Annotated in this window: 12 protein-coding genes and 1 other RNA gene; 7 read left to right on the top strand and 6 right to left on the bottom strand. The window is 43.3% G+C overall.

Translation table 11 applies throughout. From position 1 onward, the window contains the following. Positions 1-7 precede the first annotated feature (7 nt). On the top strand, positions 8-406 hold the full coding sequence (locus tag Xbed_RS02685; RefSeq protein WP_086111410.1) for an acyl-CoA thioesterase: 399 nt from the start codon (positions 8-10) through the stop codon (positions 404-406). Between the two features lie 90 nt (positions 407-496). Here Xbed_RS02685 and queC read toward each other — a convergent pair whose 3' ends face one another. Further along, positions 497-1,195, bottom strand: a complete 699-nt coding sequence (gene queC / locus Xbed_RS02680; protein ID WP_086111409.1) for a 7-cyano-7-deazaguanine synthase QueC — start codon at positions 1,193-1,195, stop codon at positions 497-499. 32 nt (positions 1,196-1,227) lie between these two features. Continuing rightward, positions 1,228-2,280, bottom strand: a complete 1,053-nt coding sequence (locus tag Xbed_RS02675) for a PLP-dependent cysteine synthase family protein (protein ID WP_086111408.1) — start codon at positions 2,278-2,280, stop codon at positions 1,228-1,230. A gap of 122 nt (positions 2,281-2,402) precedes the next feature. Here Xbed_RS02675 and Xbed_RS02670 point away from each other — a divergent pair, with 122 nt between their 5' ends. The 5 genes from Xbed_RS02670 to amtB all read left to right on the top strand — a co-directional run bounded on the left by Xbed_RS02670 (position 2,403) and on the right by amtB (position 8,251). Further along, positions 2,403-2,873, top strand: a complete 471-nt coding sequence (locus Xbed_RS02670; protein WP_086111561.1) for an Lrp/AsnC family transcriptional regulator — start codon at positions 2,403-2,405, stop codon at positions 2,871-2,873. 57 nt (positions 2,874-2,930) lie between these two features. Further along, entirely contained in the window at positions 2,931-4,679 is a 1,749-nt protein-coding gene (locus tag Xbed_RS02665) for a SmdA family multidrug ABC transporter permease/ATP-binding protein (RefSeq protein ID WP_086111407.1), read from the top strand. Continuing rightward, the gene (locus tag Xbed_RS02660; RefSeq protein WP_086111406.1) at positions 4,663-6,441 is read left to right on the top strand and encodes a SmdB family multidrug efflux ABC transporter permease/ATP-binding protein; all 1,779 of its coding nucleotides are present in this window, start codon (positions 4,663-4,665) and stop codon (positions 6,439-6,441) included. The genes Xbed_RS02665 and Xbed_RS02660 overlap by 17 nt, the downstream gene beginning before the upstream one ends. A gap of 176 nt (positions 6,442-6,617) precedes the next feature. Next, entirely contained in the window at positions 6,618-6,956 is a 339-nt protein-coding gene (gene glnK / locus Xbed_RS02655; protein WP_086111405.1) for a P-II family nitrogen regulator, read from the top strand. 14 nt (positions 6,957-6,970) lie between these two features. Next, positions 6,971-8,251 (top strand): ammonium transporter AmtB, encoded by a 1,281-nt coding sequence (gene amtB / locus Xbed_RS02650; protein ID WP_086111404.1) that lies wholly within the window; start codon positions 6,971-6,973, stop codon positions 8,249-8,251. Positions 8,252-8,372: 121 nt separating this feature from the next. Here amtB and tesB read toward each other — a convergent pair whose 3' ends face one another. Continuing rightward, positions 8,373-9,227, bottom strand: coding sequence for an acyl-CoA thioesterase II (gene tesB, locus Xbed_RS02645; RefSeq protein WP_086111403.1), 855 nt, complete (start codon positions 9,225-9,227; stop codon positions 8,373-8,375). Between the two features lie 510 nt (positions 9,228-9,737). Here tesB and ffs point away from each other — a divergent pair. After that, positions 9,738-9,834: signal recognition particle sRNA small type (ffs, locus tag Xbed_RS02640), an RNA gene on the top strand. A 90-nt stretch (positions 9,835-9,924) separates the two neighbouring features. Here the strand turns inward: ffs and Xbed_RS02635 are convergent. The 3 genes from Xbed_RS02635 to Xbed_RS02625 all read right to left on the bottom strand — a co-directional run bounded on the left by Xbed_RS02635 (position 9,925) and on the right by Xbed_RS02625 (position 14,345). Beyond that, the gene (locus Xbed_RS02635) at positions 9,925-10,128 is read right to left on the bottom strand and encodes an HHA domain-containing protein (protein WP_038238384.1); all 204 of its coding nucleotides are present in this window, start codon (positions 10,126-10,128) and stop codon (positions 9,925-9,927) included. A gap of 47 nt (positions 10,129-10,175) precedes the next feature. Beyond that, on the bottom strand, positions 10,176-10,544 hold the full coding sequence (tomB, locus tag Xbed_RS02630) for an Hha toxicity modulator TomB (protein WP_086111402.1): 369 nt from the start codon (positions 10,542-10,544) through the stop codon (positions 10,176-10,178). 651 nt (positions 10,545-11,195) lie between these two features. Continuing rightward, the gene (locus Xbed_RS02625) at positions 11,196-14,345 is read right to left on the bottom strand and encodes an efflux RND transporter permease subunit (protein WP_086111401.1); all 3,150 of its coding nucleotides are present in this window, start codon (positions 14,343-14,345) and stop codon (positions 11,196-11,198) included. Position 14,346 lies beyond the last annotated feature (1 nt).

Raw genomic sequence — 14,346 nt, 5'->3', positions numbered from 1 at the left:
AATAGCAATGAGCACGATTATCAAAGTTAGGGGCTACCATATTGATCTTTTTCAGCATGTGAACAATGCACGCTATTTGGAATTTATGGAAGCAGCGCGCTGGGATTTACTGACTGAAGATGACACTCTGGAATGGTTAAACAGCAAAAATATTGGTTTTGTTGTGGTCAATATCAATATTAATTATCGTCATCCGGCAGTGGTTACCGATGAGCTGGAAGTCAACTCTTTCATGCGGGACTTGGGCAACAAAAGCGGCACATTTTTTCAGGAAATTACGCGCAGGAGTGATAATAAAATTATCGCAGATGCCTTAACTACATTTGTCTGCATTGATTTGAAAACTCAAAAAGCACTCGTTCTGGAAGGTGAATTACGGCAAAGAATGGAAGCATATAGGAGCTAAAACAGGAGAGTGAAAACAGCGTAGATGTAAATAGTGAGAGGTTCATTGAACCTCTCTACCTACAAACGTTAATTAAATAAAACGGTTTGATTAACCAACATGTGTTTTGGATTTCATCTCTGCCATTGTGGATTGGGCATTGTTTAAATAATTATCCAGCCCTCTGGCGCGGAGATGGCAGGCAGCGCATTCGCCGCATCCATCACCTTGAATACCGTTATAACAAGTCAGGGTTTGATGACGGACGAAATCCAGTTTTTGGTAATAATCAGCCAAAGCCCAGGTTTCAGCTTTGTTCAACCACATTAGGGGCGTTTCGAAACGGATATCACGGGCTATCCCAAGGCTAACCGCTTTGTTTAGGGCTTTGACAAATTCGTCACGGCAATCTGGATAACCTGAAAAATCAGTTTCACAAACACCCGTAATGACAGCTTCTGCTTCAACCTGATAGGCATAAATTGCCGCTAGCGTTAAAAACAGGATATTACGGCCGGGCACAAAAGTATTTGGGAGGCCACTTTTTTCACTTGCACTGAAATCTGGCACGGGAATGTCATCTCTTGTCAGGCTGCTGATTGCAAGCTCATTCAGTAAAGTCACATCAAGTACTTTGTGGGCAGCCGCGCCTAATTCCTTGCTGATACGGCAAGCGACATCAATTTCAGCACGGTGACGCTGCCCATAATCAAAGGTGACACAGTGAACTTCGTCATATTGACGGAGTGCTTGGATTAAACAAGTGGTGGAATCTTGCCCACCACTGAATACAACAACGGCTCGTTTCATGATATCTACCTCTGTAAATTGAAGGAGATATGTTACTCATAACCGTTTAACTTGGGTAGCTGTGTTCGGTACTGTGTGATATCACCGATATTATGATGAACCCATTCCGGGTTGTAATAAGTATCAAGATAGCGTTCTCCGCTATCACAAAGTAACGTCACAATTGCCCCTTGCTGATTGTTGTCGTGCATTTGTTTGGCGAGCTGTAAAGTGCCCCAGACATTAGTGCCTGTAGATGCGCCGGTTTTTCTGCCAAGTAATTTTTCAAGCCAGTAAATGGTAGCAATAGTGGCAGGATCAGGAACTTGGATCATGTCATCAATCACAGTAGGAATAAAAGAAGGCTCTACGCGTGGGCGGCCAATGCCTTCGATTTTACTGCCAACCGTTCCCAGAATATCCCGGCGATTCTGGCGGTAACAATCGTAGAAAACGGAGTTTTCTGGATCAGCAACAATTAATTTAGTGTCATATCCCTGATAGCGGATATAGCGGCCAAGGGTCGCTGATGTGCCACCGGTTCCCGCACTCATAACGATGTAAGTCGGTTCAGGAAATGGCTCTAGCTTCATGTGGCGGAAAATACTTTCTGCAATGTTATTGTTGCCTCGCCAATCAGTCGCTCGTTCGGCATAGGTAAATTGATCCATATAATGACCATTGAGTTCTTTTGCCAGACGCTCTGATTCCTGATAAATCATGGCCGAATGTTCTACAAAATGGCATTTGCCCCCGTAGAACTCAATTTCCTGAACTTTGCGTTTAGCGGTGCAGGAGGGCATTACAGCAATAAAAGGTAAACCAAGTAACCGGGCAAAATAAGCCTCCGAAACAGCGGTGCTGCCGGATGAGGCTTCAATAATGGGCGTTCCTTCCTTGATCCAGCCATTAGTGAGTGCATAAAGAAATAGGGAGCGAGCAAGCCGGTGTTTCAGACTACCGGTGGGATGGGTACTCTCATCTTTAAGGTAAAGATGGATACCCGAAAACATGGGAAGGTTGAGACGAATCAGATGGGTATCTGCACTGCGCTGATAATCAGCCTGAATAGCTTTTATGGCATTTTTAGCCCATAAAGACGACATAAATTGACCCTGAATAATAATACCGTAGTGGTATATAGATTACCCTTACATTTGGAGAAATAGATTATTATTTTTCTGTGATTATCCGTTATATTTGGGAAATATTTCTACAGGATTTAGATATGCTAGACAAAATAGACCGTAAGCTACTGGAACTGCTCCAACAAGACTGTAGTCTATCCCTCAATGCGCTGGCTGAAGCTGTGAATTTGACTTCCACGCCCTGCTGGAAAAGGCTAAAACGACTTGAAGATGAAGGGTATATTGTTGGAAAAGTGGCGTTGCTGAATGGCGCTAAACTTGGGCTGAGTTTAACCGTGATCGTGATGATTAAGACCCAGCAACACAACAGCGAGTGGTATGAACAGTTTGTGTCCTTTATCCGGGAGATGCCGGAAGTCTTAACATTTTATCGCATGGCGGGTGAATATGATTATCTGATGCATGTAGAAGTTGTTGATATGAAAAGTTATGATCGATTCTATAAACGCATGGTAAATGGGGTTTCGGGTTTGATTGATGTAAGCTCTAACTTTGCGATGGAAAAGATAAAATACACAACGGCGTTGCCAATACCAGATTCAGTGATCTGAAATCCCTTTTGGTAGGCAGACGTTAACCCTTTCATTTTTACCTTGGGAAATAGGTGTGTGAGATTATTTTCACAATTAAGCTGGTATTTTATTAGTGAATGGCGGCGTTACTCAGGTGCTGTCATTTTTCTCATTATGATTGCGGTGCTGCAACTGATCCCTCCTCGATTGGTTGGAATTATTGTTGATGGCATTAGTGCAAAAACGATGTCATCCAGCCAGCTATTAACTTGGTTAGGGTTAATGCTGCTTATCGCGTTAGCAATATATGGATTGCGATATGTTTGGCGTGTTTGGCTGTTCGGTGCCTCTTATCGGCTGGCGGTTAAAATGCGCAGTGATTTCTATCTGAGACTGAGTAGTCAGAATCCTGAATTTTATTTGCGTCATAGAACCGGCGACCTTATGGCTCGCGCAACAAATGATGTTGATCGGGTTGTTTTTGCGGCGGGTGAGGGAGTACTTACTTTAGTTGATGCTTTGGTCATGGGATGTGCCGTCCTCATCGTAATGAGTGTGCAAATTAGCTGGCAGTTAACATTGTTATCACTGCTTCCCATGCCTATCATGGCGTTTGCGATTAAGCATTATGGTAATCAGCTTCACCATCGTTTTAAGTCTGCTCAGGGGGCATTTTCTGCCCTGAATAACCACGCACAGGAAAGTTTGACCAGCATTCGTATGATAAAAGCGTTTGGCCTGGAAAAGTTGCAGTCTAACCAGTTTGAAGAAGTTGCCATTGATGCCGGGCGTAAAAATATGCATGTTGCCCGTGTCGATGCACGTTTTGACCCTACGATTTTCATCGCTATTGCTGTTGCAAACCTCTTGGCTGTGGGGGGAGGAAGCTGGATGGTTGTGCATGGCTCCATGACCTTGGGTGAACTGACCAGTTTTGTTATGTATCTGGGATTGATGATCTGGCCAATGCTGGCATTAGCATGGATGTTCAACATTGTTGAAAGGGGAAGTGCCGCGTATACACGTATTCGCAGCTTGTTACAGGAGCCATTGGTAATTGAAGATGGATCGTTGTCTTTATCGCCAAACCGGGGAACCCTGCAGGTAAATATTAACGCTTTTATTTATCCCAAAAATGATAAGCCTGTTTTAAATGATATTCATTTCCGGCTGGAACCGGGGCAACTATTAGGATTGTGTGGCCCAACGGGTGCAGGAAAAAGTACTTTGCTGGCTTTGTTACAGCGGCACTTTGATGTCACCAACGGAGAAATTCTTTTCCAGTCTCAGAATATTTCCTCCCTCAACGTGGAAGAATGGCGTTCACGATTGGCTATTGTCAATCAGACACCTTTTCTGTTTTCAGATACGGTTGCGGGCAATATTGCGTTAGGGCGGCCTGATGCAACCCAAGAGCAAATAGAAGGGGTCGCTCGTCTGGCAAATGTCCATGACGATATTCTGCGATTGCCCCAAGGTTATCAAACCGAAGTTGGAGAACGGGGGGTGATGCTTTCCGGTGGGCAAAAGCAGCGTATATCTATCGCAAGGGCCTTATTGTTGGATACTGAAATTTTGATCCTTGACGATGCCCTGTCAGCGGTTGACGGGCAGACCGAATATCAGATTATGAAAAACCTCAGCCAATGGCGGCAGAGTCGCACCATTATTATCAGTGCACATCGACTGTCCGCATTAACGGAAGCCGATAACATTCTGGTTATGCAACATGGCACGATTGCGCAGAAAGGTCAGCATAAACAGCTTATCGCTCAATCCGGTTGGTATTTCGATATGTACCATTACCAACAATTAGAAGCCGCATTGGATGGGGAAAATGACTAATACTCATATGCGCAAGCTATGGCCATCATTGAAGCGCCTGCTTTCTTACAGTAAAAATTACCGCAAGCCAATGATAATTGCGGTATTGATGTCATGGGTTGCAGCATTGGCGGAAGTGAGTGGGCCTCTGCTCGTGAGCTATTTTATCGATAATATGGTCGCAACTGGGAACTTACCGCTTGATACCGTCATTAGTCTTGCTGCCATATTTCTAGTTTTGCAGCTTGTTGCGGCTGCTTTGCACTATTATCAGAGTTTGTTTTTTAATCAGGCATCAGTGGGAGTGGTACAACAACTTCGCACTGATGTTATGAATTCAGCATTACGTCAGCCCTTAAGTGCTTTTGATAATCAACCGGTTGGTCAATTGATATCCCGTGTAACGAATGATACTGAAGTTATTAAGGATCTCTTTGTCAATGTGATCCCTACTGTGTTCCGCAGCATTGCATTAATTGGCGCTATGCTAATCGCGATGTTTATTCTGGATTGGCGCATGGCATGTGTTGCGATCCTCATGTTTCCTGCGGTATTGCTGGTAATGTTTATTTATCAGCGCTTCAGTACTCCAATTGTTAGGCGGGTTCGTGGCTATTTGGCCGACATTAATGATGGGTTTAATGAAGCCATTAATGGAATGACCGTGATTCAGCAGTTTCGCCAGCAGGCTCGTTTTGGTGAAAAAATGCTGGCGACCAACCGGGCACATTATCAAGCCCGTATGCAGGCTTTACGGCTAGATGGCATCTTATTGAGACCATTATTGAGTTTTTTTTCTACCGCAATATTGTGTGGTTTACTCTTGCTGTTCGGACTCAAAGGAGCAGAAATCATTGGAGTAGGTGTACTGTATGCCTTTATCAACTATCTTGGTCGATTGAATGAACCTTTGATTGAGCTGACTGCGCAACAATCCGTATTACAGCAGGCGGTCGTTTCAGGAGAGCGGGTTTTTGAACTCATGGATAGTCCTCAACAACAATATGGCGATGATTTGGAAGCGTTGGCCAGTGGCAGGATTGATATTGAGAACCTGAATTTTGCCTATCGAAGCGACAAACTGGTTTTGAGTGATATTAACCTGCATGTACCTTCCCATGGATTTATGGCTTTGGTTGGACATACTGGAAGTGGCAAGAGTACCTTGGCAAATTTGATTATGGGCTACTATCCGTGGCAGGACGGTGAAATTTACCTTGATGGGCGCCCAGTTTCTTCACTTTCTCATGCAGTATTACGTAATGGTGTAGCAATGGTACAGCAAGACCCTGTGGTTTTGGCTGCTTCATTTTTATACAACATCACGTTAGGACGGGATATTAGTGAAGAAAAAGTATGGGAAGTGCTGGAAATGGTTCAATTATCTGAATTTATTCATAATTTACCCGATGGTTTGAATTCAGTATTGGGAGAACAAGGCAATACGCTTTCCGCAGGGCAAAAGCAGCTTTTGGCAATGGCCAGGGTCTTGGTGCAAACGCCACAAATCCTTATTTTGGATGAAGCAACGGCAAATATTGATTCGGGAACGGAACAATCCGTGCAAAAAGCGCTGGCAATGATCCGTAAACAGACGACGTTGGTGGTGATTGCTCACCGTCTTTCAACCATTGTTGAAGCTGATTCCATATTAGTGCTGCATCGTGGTGCAATTGTTGAGCAGGGTCAGCACCAACAGCTACTGGCGCAGCGTGGGCGCTATTATCAAATGTATCAACTCCAACAGGTTGGTGAGACTTTGAATGAATCTGTGCACATTTAGTGTGCAGATGGGGAGTGGATGTGTTTGCTGCTCCCCTCTTTTTATCCCCCTTTAGAAATTCCTTTCAGTAATTCATTGATTAAATATCCTTTTTAATTTTTGGCATGTCCCTTGCAAATATTCCCTTGTGCAAACACAGCAGATACAGCAAATACACAGCCATAAGTGGGGGAAGCATGAAACTAATCACCACCATCATAAAGCCGTTTAAATTGGAAGAAGTGAGGGAAGCACTCGCTGATATAGGTGTGCAAGGTATGACAATCACGGAAGTAAAAGGATTTGGACGTCAAAAGGGTCATTCTGAGCTTTATCGAGGGGCTGAATATAACGTTAATTTCTTGCCCAAAGTTAAAATTGATATTGCCGTTAACGATGAGCAAGTTGAAGAGATTGTCCATGTTATTCAACATGCTGCATTCACGGGGAAAATGGGGGACGGGAAAATTTTTATCTTTGAATTACAGCATGCCGTCCGTATCAGGACGGGTGAACTCAATGACTCAGCACTATAAATAGGAGGTGAACAATGAACAAAAAACGCTTCTCCATAGTGAGTCTCGCAGTCTGTTTTCCCTCATTCGCTTTTGCTGCGGAAAAAACGCTGGATAAAGCTGATACGGTATTTATGTTTATCAATACCGTACTGGTACTTTTTATGACCATACCCGGCATCGCTTTGTTTTATGGAGGGCTATTACGCCGTAAAAATGTTTTGTCATTGATGTCACAGGTGATTGTTAGTTTTTCATTGGTGTGTGTACTTTGGGTTATTTATGGTTACAGCATGACTTTTGAGGTAGGTAACCGTTTTTGGGGTGGGTTAGATCAGGTTATGCTGAAAAATATATCCATAACCGATCTGACTGGTGGGTTCTATCAGTTGATACATGTTGTTTTCCAAGGTGCATTTGCTTGTATCACGGTTGCCTTAGTCGTGGGCGCTTTGTGCGAGAGAATTCGTTTTTCAGCGTTATTGATTTTTAGCGTGTTATGGCTAACGGCGTCGTATATCCCTATCGCGCATATGATATGGGGAGGAGGCTGGCTTGCTGAAGATGGCGCTTTGGATTTTGCGGGTGGAACGGTTGTCCACATTAATGCGGCGGCGGCAGGGTTGGTCGGTGCTTACTTACTTGGAAAGCGTTCAGGATTTGGGCGAGAGGCGTTTAAACCCCATAACTTGCCAATGACTTTTATTGGAACGGCGATTCTTTATATTGGTTGGTTTGGTTTTAATGTGGGGTCTGCTGGTGCAGTCAATGCCATTTCAGCCCTGGCTCTGGTGAATACTGTGATAGCAACAGCCGGAGCCGTATTGTCATGGGTGATTTCTGAGTGGTTATTTCGTCAAAAGCCTTCGCTATTGGGAGCATGTTCTGGATGTATTTCTGGTTTGGTCGTCATTACGCCTGCTGCGGCAACGGTGGGGATCGGCGGTGCGTTGGTTATGGGAGTGATTGGAGGCGTTGCCGGTTTGTGGGGTGTGGTCATACTGAAACGGTGGTTACGTGTAGATGATGTCTGTGATGTTTTTGGGGTACATGGCGTATGTGGCATTGTAGGTTGTTTGCTGACCGGGATTTTTACTGCGTCCACTTTAGGTGGAATAGGATTCTCTGAAGGAATGACCATGCTAAGGCAGCTTGGCATTCAGAGTATCAGTATATTGGTCTGTATTGTGTGGTCATCGATAGCAGCTTATATCTCATTTAAGGTGGCTGATAAACTGGTTGGGTTACGCATTAGTGTTGAATCAGAAAGAGAAGGATTGGACATTACATCACATGGTGAAAGCGCCTATAACTGATTAGATTTTTCTTCCTTGAACACTGTGTGCCGTAATAATACGAAAATCGCAATAGGAAATTAACAACGGGACAATACCCAATACCGATGATATATACGGTACACAGTGTGTATTCAATTCATTACAGCTTTCTGATGACGCCTTCCTGCACTGCCGAAGCGATGAGTACACCTTTACGATCATAGATATGACCACGCACAAAACCACGAGCTCCTGAAGCTGATGGGCTTTCGATGGCATAGAGCAGCCAATCGTTCATGCTGAAAGGGCGGTGATACCACATTGAATGGTCAATTGTGGCTACTTGCATATTACGTTCCATAAATCCTACGCCATGGGGCTGTAATGACGTCGGGAGGAAATTGAAATCTGAGGCATACCCCAGTAAGCAGCTATGAATGAATGGATCTTCCGGCATTTTTCCATTGCTGCGGAACCAAACATAACGAACCGGGGTTTTGGATGAATGATCAGGTAAATCGTGGGGTTTAACGAGTTTCATTTCCAGAGGTGGGGTAGAAAAAGCATCCTTGAGTTTGGCGGGGAGTGAGTCAGCCATTTTTTTGACCATTTCCTCTTGGGATTCCAACTCTTCTGGAGGGGGAACAACAGGCATGGTATTTTGATGCTCGAAACTTTCTTCGTGACCTTGAAAAGAGGCCGTCATATAGAAAATAGGCTGACCATGTTGTATTGCACTGACACGGCGGGCACTAAAACTTTTCCCGTCACGCAATATTTCAACGTCATAAACAATGGGTTTACTGCTGTCACCCGGGCGTAGAAAATAGCTATGGAAAGAGTGAATCATTCTATCATTGGCAACGGTTTGTTTTGCTGCATATAGAGCCTGACCTATCACTTGCCCGCCAAAAACTTGAGGGAATCCTAAATCCTCGCTCTGCCCACGATAAATTCCCTCTTCTATCTTTTCCAGATGTATTAAGTTAATTAAATTTTGTAATGCCTGGCTCATAACATGCCTTTGTTTTTTAAGAGCGTTAAAAATGGATAAAACAATGATGACTGATAATAGGTTTTCAATTGCTTGAAAATAAGCGGATAAAACTGTAAATAAAATTTATGATTATGTTTTTTATTTTGGAGATGAATTATCACTATTAATTTTATCTATGCTTGTCAAATAATGCGAATGATATTGTTTTTTCGTTTATTTGTTGATTTGTATAGCTATTTTGTTTTTTGTGATGAAAAAAGACGTGTTTGTATTTTAGTTAATTTGATATTTTCAACTCATTGAATTTTTGTATGGCAGGAAAGTGGTTTATTGGTGTTACTTAATATATTTGTATATTATTTTATCTTTATCTGTTTATCGCTAGTGTATCATGAATGCCAATTTGGTGGTTTTTGCACCTTAGTGGGCAATAAATCAGCATTCAAATAAAGTTGTCTTGCTATTTCATGATGTATGAAAGATAATGTCGACCGCTTCGCAATGTGAAGCTAACATCAATGAGGGCTCTGTTGGTTCTCCCGCAATGCTAACTTGTTAACTTGGTCAGGTCTGGAAAGAAGCAGCCATAGCAAGGGATGTGTGTGCCGGGATGTCGCTGACAGGGCCCTCACCAATTTTCAACCTCATCAATGGCTTACCTAGTCAGCCGATAATCGCTACCGGCTTCGGTCACTTCCTATCTGATCACTTCAGTTTAGCGGACAAATTTCCAAACAGACGATGGGATCTTATCATAGAGTTTATTCATGGTAAGTTCAGCTAAACGGTGGTCAGCAGCGGAGTAGAACAACTCAAGTTCATCATCCGAAAGCTCATATTTATTTTTTTCAATTACACGTTCCAGGGTTTCAATAGAAGTGCATTTTCTCAAACGCATCAGATAGTCAATTTTAGTCATGGTGGCCTTATCTTATTTGGTATAAAAAATAGGTAGAAATATATTTATTAGGTTTTACTTAAAGAAGTATTCAAATCATGTAACAGAATGTTAGTTAAGTGTTCGTTTGTTCTTTGCCATTTTGTAAGTTCAAGAAAGCTTATCTTATCGCTCCCAAATAAATTATATGTTTCATCGAGATACTCATCAATTAAGGCACTAAGATCATAGTTATCTGAGTATTTAATTTTGAAGCCCCAGACGAAAGCTGCAATGTGTTCGATCAATTCGTTTAGTTTTAAGCTTTTTTCGGAACTCAGATCGTGAATCCAATGATTATCAGCGCGATTCAGGACTGAAAGTGCCTCGTGAATTAAATTTTCACATAAGTATTTTAATTCAGCTATATCATGTTTTCTTGGTGAATATTCATCCATAATCACCTCCGTAAACGACTCGCGGCTTATTTGAACTAAGGCTTATACATGTTAATTATTATAGCCATTCTTTTAGAATAGAGCCTATCAAAACATGATTATTATTTATTAATATTAAAGTTTTATTTTGCACATCTACCAACAGGGCTTTTTAAAGAAGGCTAATTCACGCTTAATTGTCGCAAAAATGCTTAGTTCTGGCAAAGCCTGATTTCTGGCGAAAACCTAACAGTCTACTATCAAGGATAGCCATATCTACATATGCTGTTAAATATATTGAAATATACTAATACAGTAGATGCTGTAGCAATAGCACAGAAGTCATTATAGGCGATTGTGTTGCGATTTTCAAAAGCAATACAACGTCATTATTACATATGTCACCATCGAGATGGAACACTTTTTACCATTAAAGATGATATCAGAAGAAAAACAGGCAAAGTTATCAATTTATCTTCTATTTATTATAAAAAATAAAATATTTATAAAAAACAAAAAGATGCTGGTTTTAAACAAAACTTGTCTTCCATAAGTGTTTATTTTATCTGGATTATAAGGGATTTTAACGCAAATAGGGTTAGTTTATTGTTTGAAGTGATTCAGCGTAGGTTAAAAGGCCACTTACGTGCGTGGCCTTTTATATCGTTGGGTTTAGTGATGGGATGAGATGTGTTCTATCTCCTCACTTTTCTTTGTGAATCGGCGCTTGATGACAACAAAAAATACCGGGACGAAATAGATTGCCAGCGATGTCGCTGCAATCATGCCACCCAATACCCCTGTTCCTACAGCATTTTGTGCACCTGACCCCGCACCATTGCTCAACACCAGCGGCATAACCCCCAGCATAAAGGCCAAAGACGTCATCAGGATTGGACGCAGACGCATTCTGACAGCATCTAGGGTCGCTTCGATTAATCCTTTTCCTTCTTTCTCTATCTGGTCTTTGGCGAATTCTACGATAAGGATGGCGTTTTTCGCGGATAATCCGATGGTCGTCAACAGACCCACTTTAAAGTAAACGTCATTATCCAGACCGCGCATTGATGTGGCCAACAATGCACCAATCACCCCAAGAGGAACGACCAGCATCACCGAGAATGGCACAGACCAGCTTTCATAAAGAGCCGCCAGACAGAGGAAGACGACAATCAATGACAAAGCATATAGAGCAGGAGCCTGGTTACCAGACAAACGTTCCTGATACGACATCCCAGTCCAGTCATAGCCAATGCCGGGCGGTAATTGTGATGCGAGCTGCTCCATAAGGGCCATTGCATCACCGGTACTTTTGTTGGGCGCTGCTTCACCGACGATCTCCATGGCAGGGAGACCGTTATAGCGTTCCAGACGTGGTGAACCATAAACCCAAGGGTCTTTTGATGTGTCTATGAATGCAGAAAACGGCACCATCTGGCTATGGTAGTTGCGGACATACAGGTTGCTGATATCGCTCGGCAACATACGGTAAGGGGCGTCAGCTTGAATATAGACTTTTTTGACACGACCACGGTCGATAAAGTCATTGACATAAGCACCCCCAAACATCGTACTCAATGTTGAGTTGATATTTGTGGTCGATACAGCCAGTGCTTCCGCTTTTTCCTTATCAATGTGGATGCGATATTGCTGCGTATCATTCTGCCCATTAGGACGGACACTGCTGAGCATCTCAGGGTGCTGTGCAACCATACCAAGTAACTGGTTACGTGCGGCTGTCAGCGCTTCATGCCCAAGGTTTCCTTTGTCAATCAACTGGAAGTCAAAACCAGTGGCAGAACCCAGCTCTACAATTGAAGGAATATTAAATGCAAAGACGATAGCTTCCTTGATTTGGGAGAAACTGGCGTTTGCCCGCCCAACAATGGCTGGAACCTTATCTTTTTCGTCTTTACGCTGTTCCCAATCCTTTAAGCTGATAAATGCCAGGCCGGTATTTTGCCCCTGACCACTGAAACCAAAGCCGTTAACGGTAAATACAGATTTAACAACCTCTTTCTCTTCGGTATAGAAGTAGTCATTGATTTGATTCAATACCTTTTGTGTTTGTTCCTGAGTTGAACCCGGTGGTAATTGAACCATTGCCAGTAAAACGCCTTGATCTTCTTCTGGCAGGAAAGATGAGGGAATACGGTTAAACATCAATGACATACCTGCGATCAATACGATATAAATCACGAGGTAACGCCCGGTGCCACGCAACATCCGACCGATGCTATCGGTATAATGATGGGTACATTTTTCAAATATGCGGTTAAACCAGCCAAAGAAACCTTTATGTGTTGCATGGCTGCCTTTCGCAACTGGTTTGAGCATGGTTGCACAGAGTGCAGGAGTCAGAATTAAGGCCACCAGTACTGATAGCACCATGGCTGAAACGATAGTGACTGAGAACTGACGGTAAATCGCCCCTGTCGCTCCCCCGAAGAATGCCATTGGTACAAATACTGCAGAAAGTACCAGCGCGATACCGACCAGTGCGCTTTGAATTTGTCCCATCGATTTTTTGGTGGCTTCTTTCGGTGACAGCCCCTCTTCCTGCATGACCCGCTCGACGTTTTCCACCACAACAATGGCATCATCCACGAGCAAGCCGATGGCAAGTACCATGGCAAACATCGTCAAGGTATTGATGGAGTAGCCAAATGCAGCAAGGATGGCAAATGTGCCAAGCAATACAACCGGCACCGCAATCGTTGGAATCAACGTGGCACGGAAATTTTGCAGGAACAGATACATGACGACAAACACTAGCAGGATAGCTTCTGCCAATGTTTTTACGACTTCGAAAATAGAAATCTTGACGAATGGAGTGGTGTCATAGGGATACACAACCGTCAACCCATGTGGGAAGAAAGGTGACATCTCAGCCAGTGCTTTCCTGACGGCTTTGGAAGTATCCAATGCGTTGGCACCGGTCGCCAATTTGATCCCGATCCCTGATGAGGGTTTGCCATTGAATCGACCGATAATACTGTAGTTTTCAGCACCTAATTCAATGGTTGCAACATCACTCAAGCGGATTTGTGAACCACTGGGATTCATGCGCAGCAAAATTTTGCCGAACTCTTCCGTAGAGTTCAGCCGAGTTTGTGCGATGATTGAAGCATTTAAACGCTGGCCAGGAACCGCTGGCGTTCCCCCCAATTGTCCGGCTGCAACCTGATTATTCTGTGCCTGAATCGCACTAATAACATCATTGATGGTCATTTTGTAATTGACCAGCTTGTCAGGATCGAGCCAGATACGCATGGCATATTGTGTACCAAACAGGCTTGTTTCACCCACGCCCGCAACACGGCTCAGAGGATCTTTGACATTGGCACCAACATAGTCGGCGATGTCATCCTGAGTCATAGAACCATCTTCAGAGATGAAACCTGCGACCATCAAAAACGTACTGGTGGTTTTATCAACACTGATACCTTGTTGCTGAACTTCCTGAGGTAACAAAGGCATCGCCAATTGCAGTTTATTCTGAACCTGTACTTGCGCGACATCGGGGTCTGTGTTTGCTTCAAAGGTCAGCATGATATTCATGTGACCCGCAGAATCGCTGCTGGAAGACATGTACACGAGGTTATCGATGCCGTTCATATTCTGTTCAATAACCTGTGTTACCGTGTTTTGCACGGTATTCGCATCAGCTCCAGGGTAAGTCGCTGAAATAGAAATCTCCGGTGGCGCAATTGCAGGATATTGCTCCACGGGTAATTTCATTATTGCCAGTAGGCCAGATAACATGGTGATAATGGCGATTACCCATGCAAAGATTGGCCGTTCGATAAAAAACTTAGGCATG

Origin of the sequence: Xenorhabdus beddingii, from assembly GCF_002127545.1 — a bacterium.
Classification (GTDB): domain Bacteria; phylum Pseudomonadota; class Gammaproteobacteria; order Enterobacterales; family Enterobacteriaceae; genus Xenorhabdus; species Xenorhabdus beddingii.
This window is presented reverse-complemented; position numbering and strand designations above follow the sequence as displayed.

Excerpts from the sequence above, each read along its gene's own strand:
- Xbed_RS02685 (WP_086111410.1), top strand. The coding sequence starts at position 8 with ATGAGCACGATTATCAAAGTTAGGGGCTACCATATTGATCTTTTTCAG.
- queC (WP_086111409.1), bottom strand. The coding sequence starts at position 1,195 with ATGAAACGAGCCGTTGTTGTATTCAGTGGTGGGCAAGATTCCACCACT.
- Xbed_RS02675 (WP_086111408.1), bottom strand. The coding sequence starts at position 2,280 with ATGTCGTCTTTATGGGCTAAAAATGCCATAAAAGCTATTCAGGCTGAT.
- Xbed_RS02670 (WP_086111561.1), top strand. The coding sequence starts at position 2,403 with ATGCTAGACAAAATAGACCGTAAGCTACTGGAACTGCTCCAACAAGAC.
- Xbed_RS02660 (WP_086111406.1), top strand. The coding sequence starts at position 4,663 with ATGGGGAAAATGACTAATACTCATATGCGCAAGCTATGGCCATCATTG.
- glnK (WP_086111405.1), top strand. The coding sequence starts at position 6,618 with ATGAAACTAATCACCACCATCATAAAGCCGTTTAAATTGGAAGAAGTG.
- amtB (WP_086111404.1), top strand. The coding sequence starts at position 6,971 with ATGAACAAAAAACGCTTCTCCATAGTGAGTCTCGCAGTCTGTTTTCCC.
- tesB (WP_086111403.1), bottom strand. The coding sequence starts at position 9,227 with ATGAGCCAGGCATTACAAAATTTAATTAACTTAATACATCTGGAAAAG.
- Xbed_RS02635 (WP_038238384.1), bottom strand. The coding sequence starts at position 10,128 with ATGACTAAAATTGACTATCTGATGCGTTTGAGAAAATGCACTTCTATT.
- tomB (WP_086111402.1), bottom strand. The coding sequence starts at position 10,544 with ATGGATGAATATTCACCAAGAAAACATGATATAGCTGAATTAAAATAC.
- Xbed_RS02625 (WP_086111401.1), bottom strand. The coding sequence starts at position 14,345 with ATGCCTAAGTTTTTTATCGAACGGCCAATCTTTGCATGGGTAATCGCC.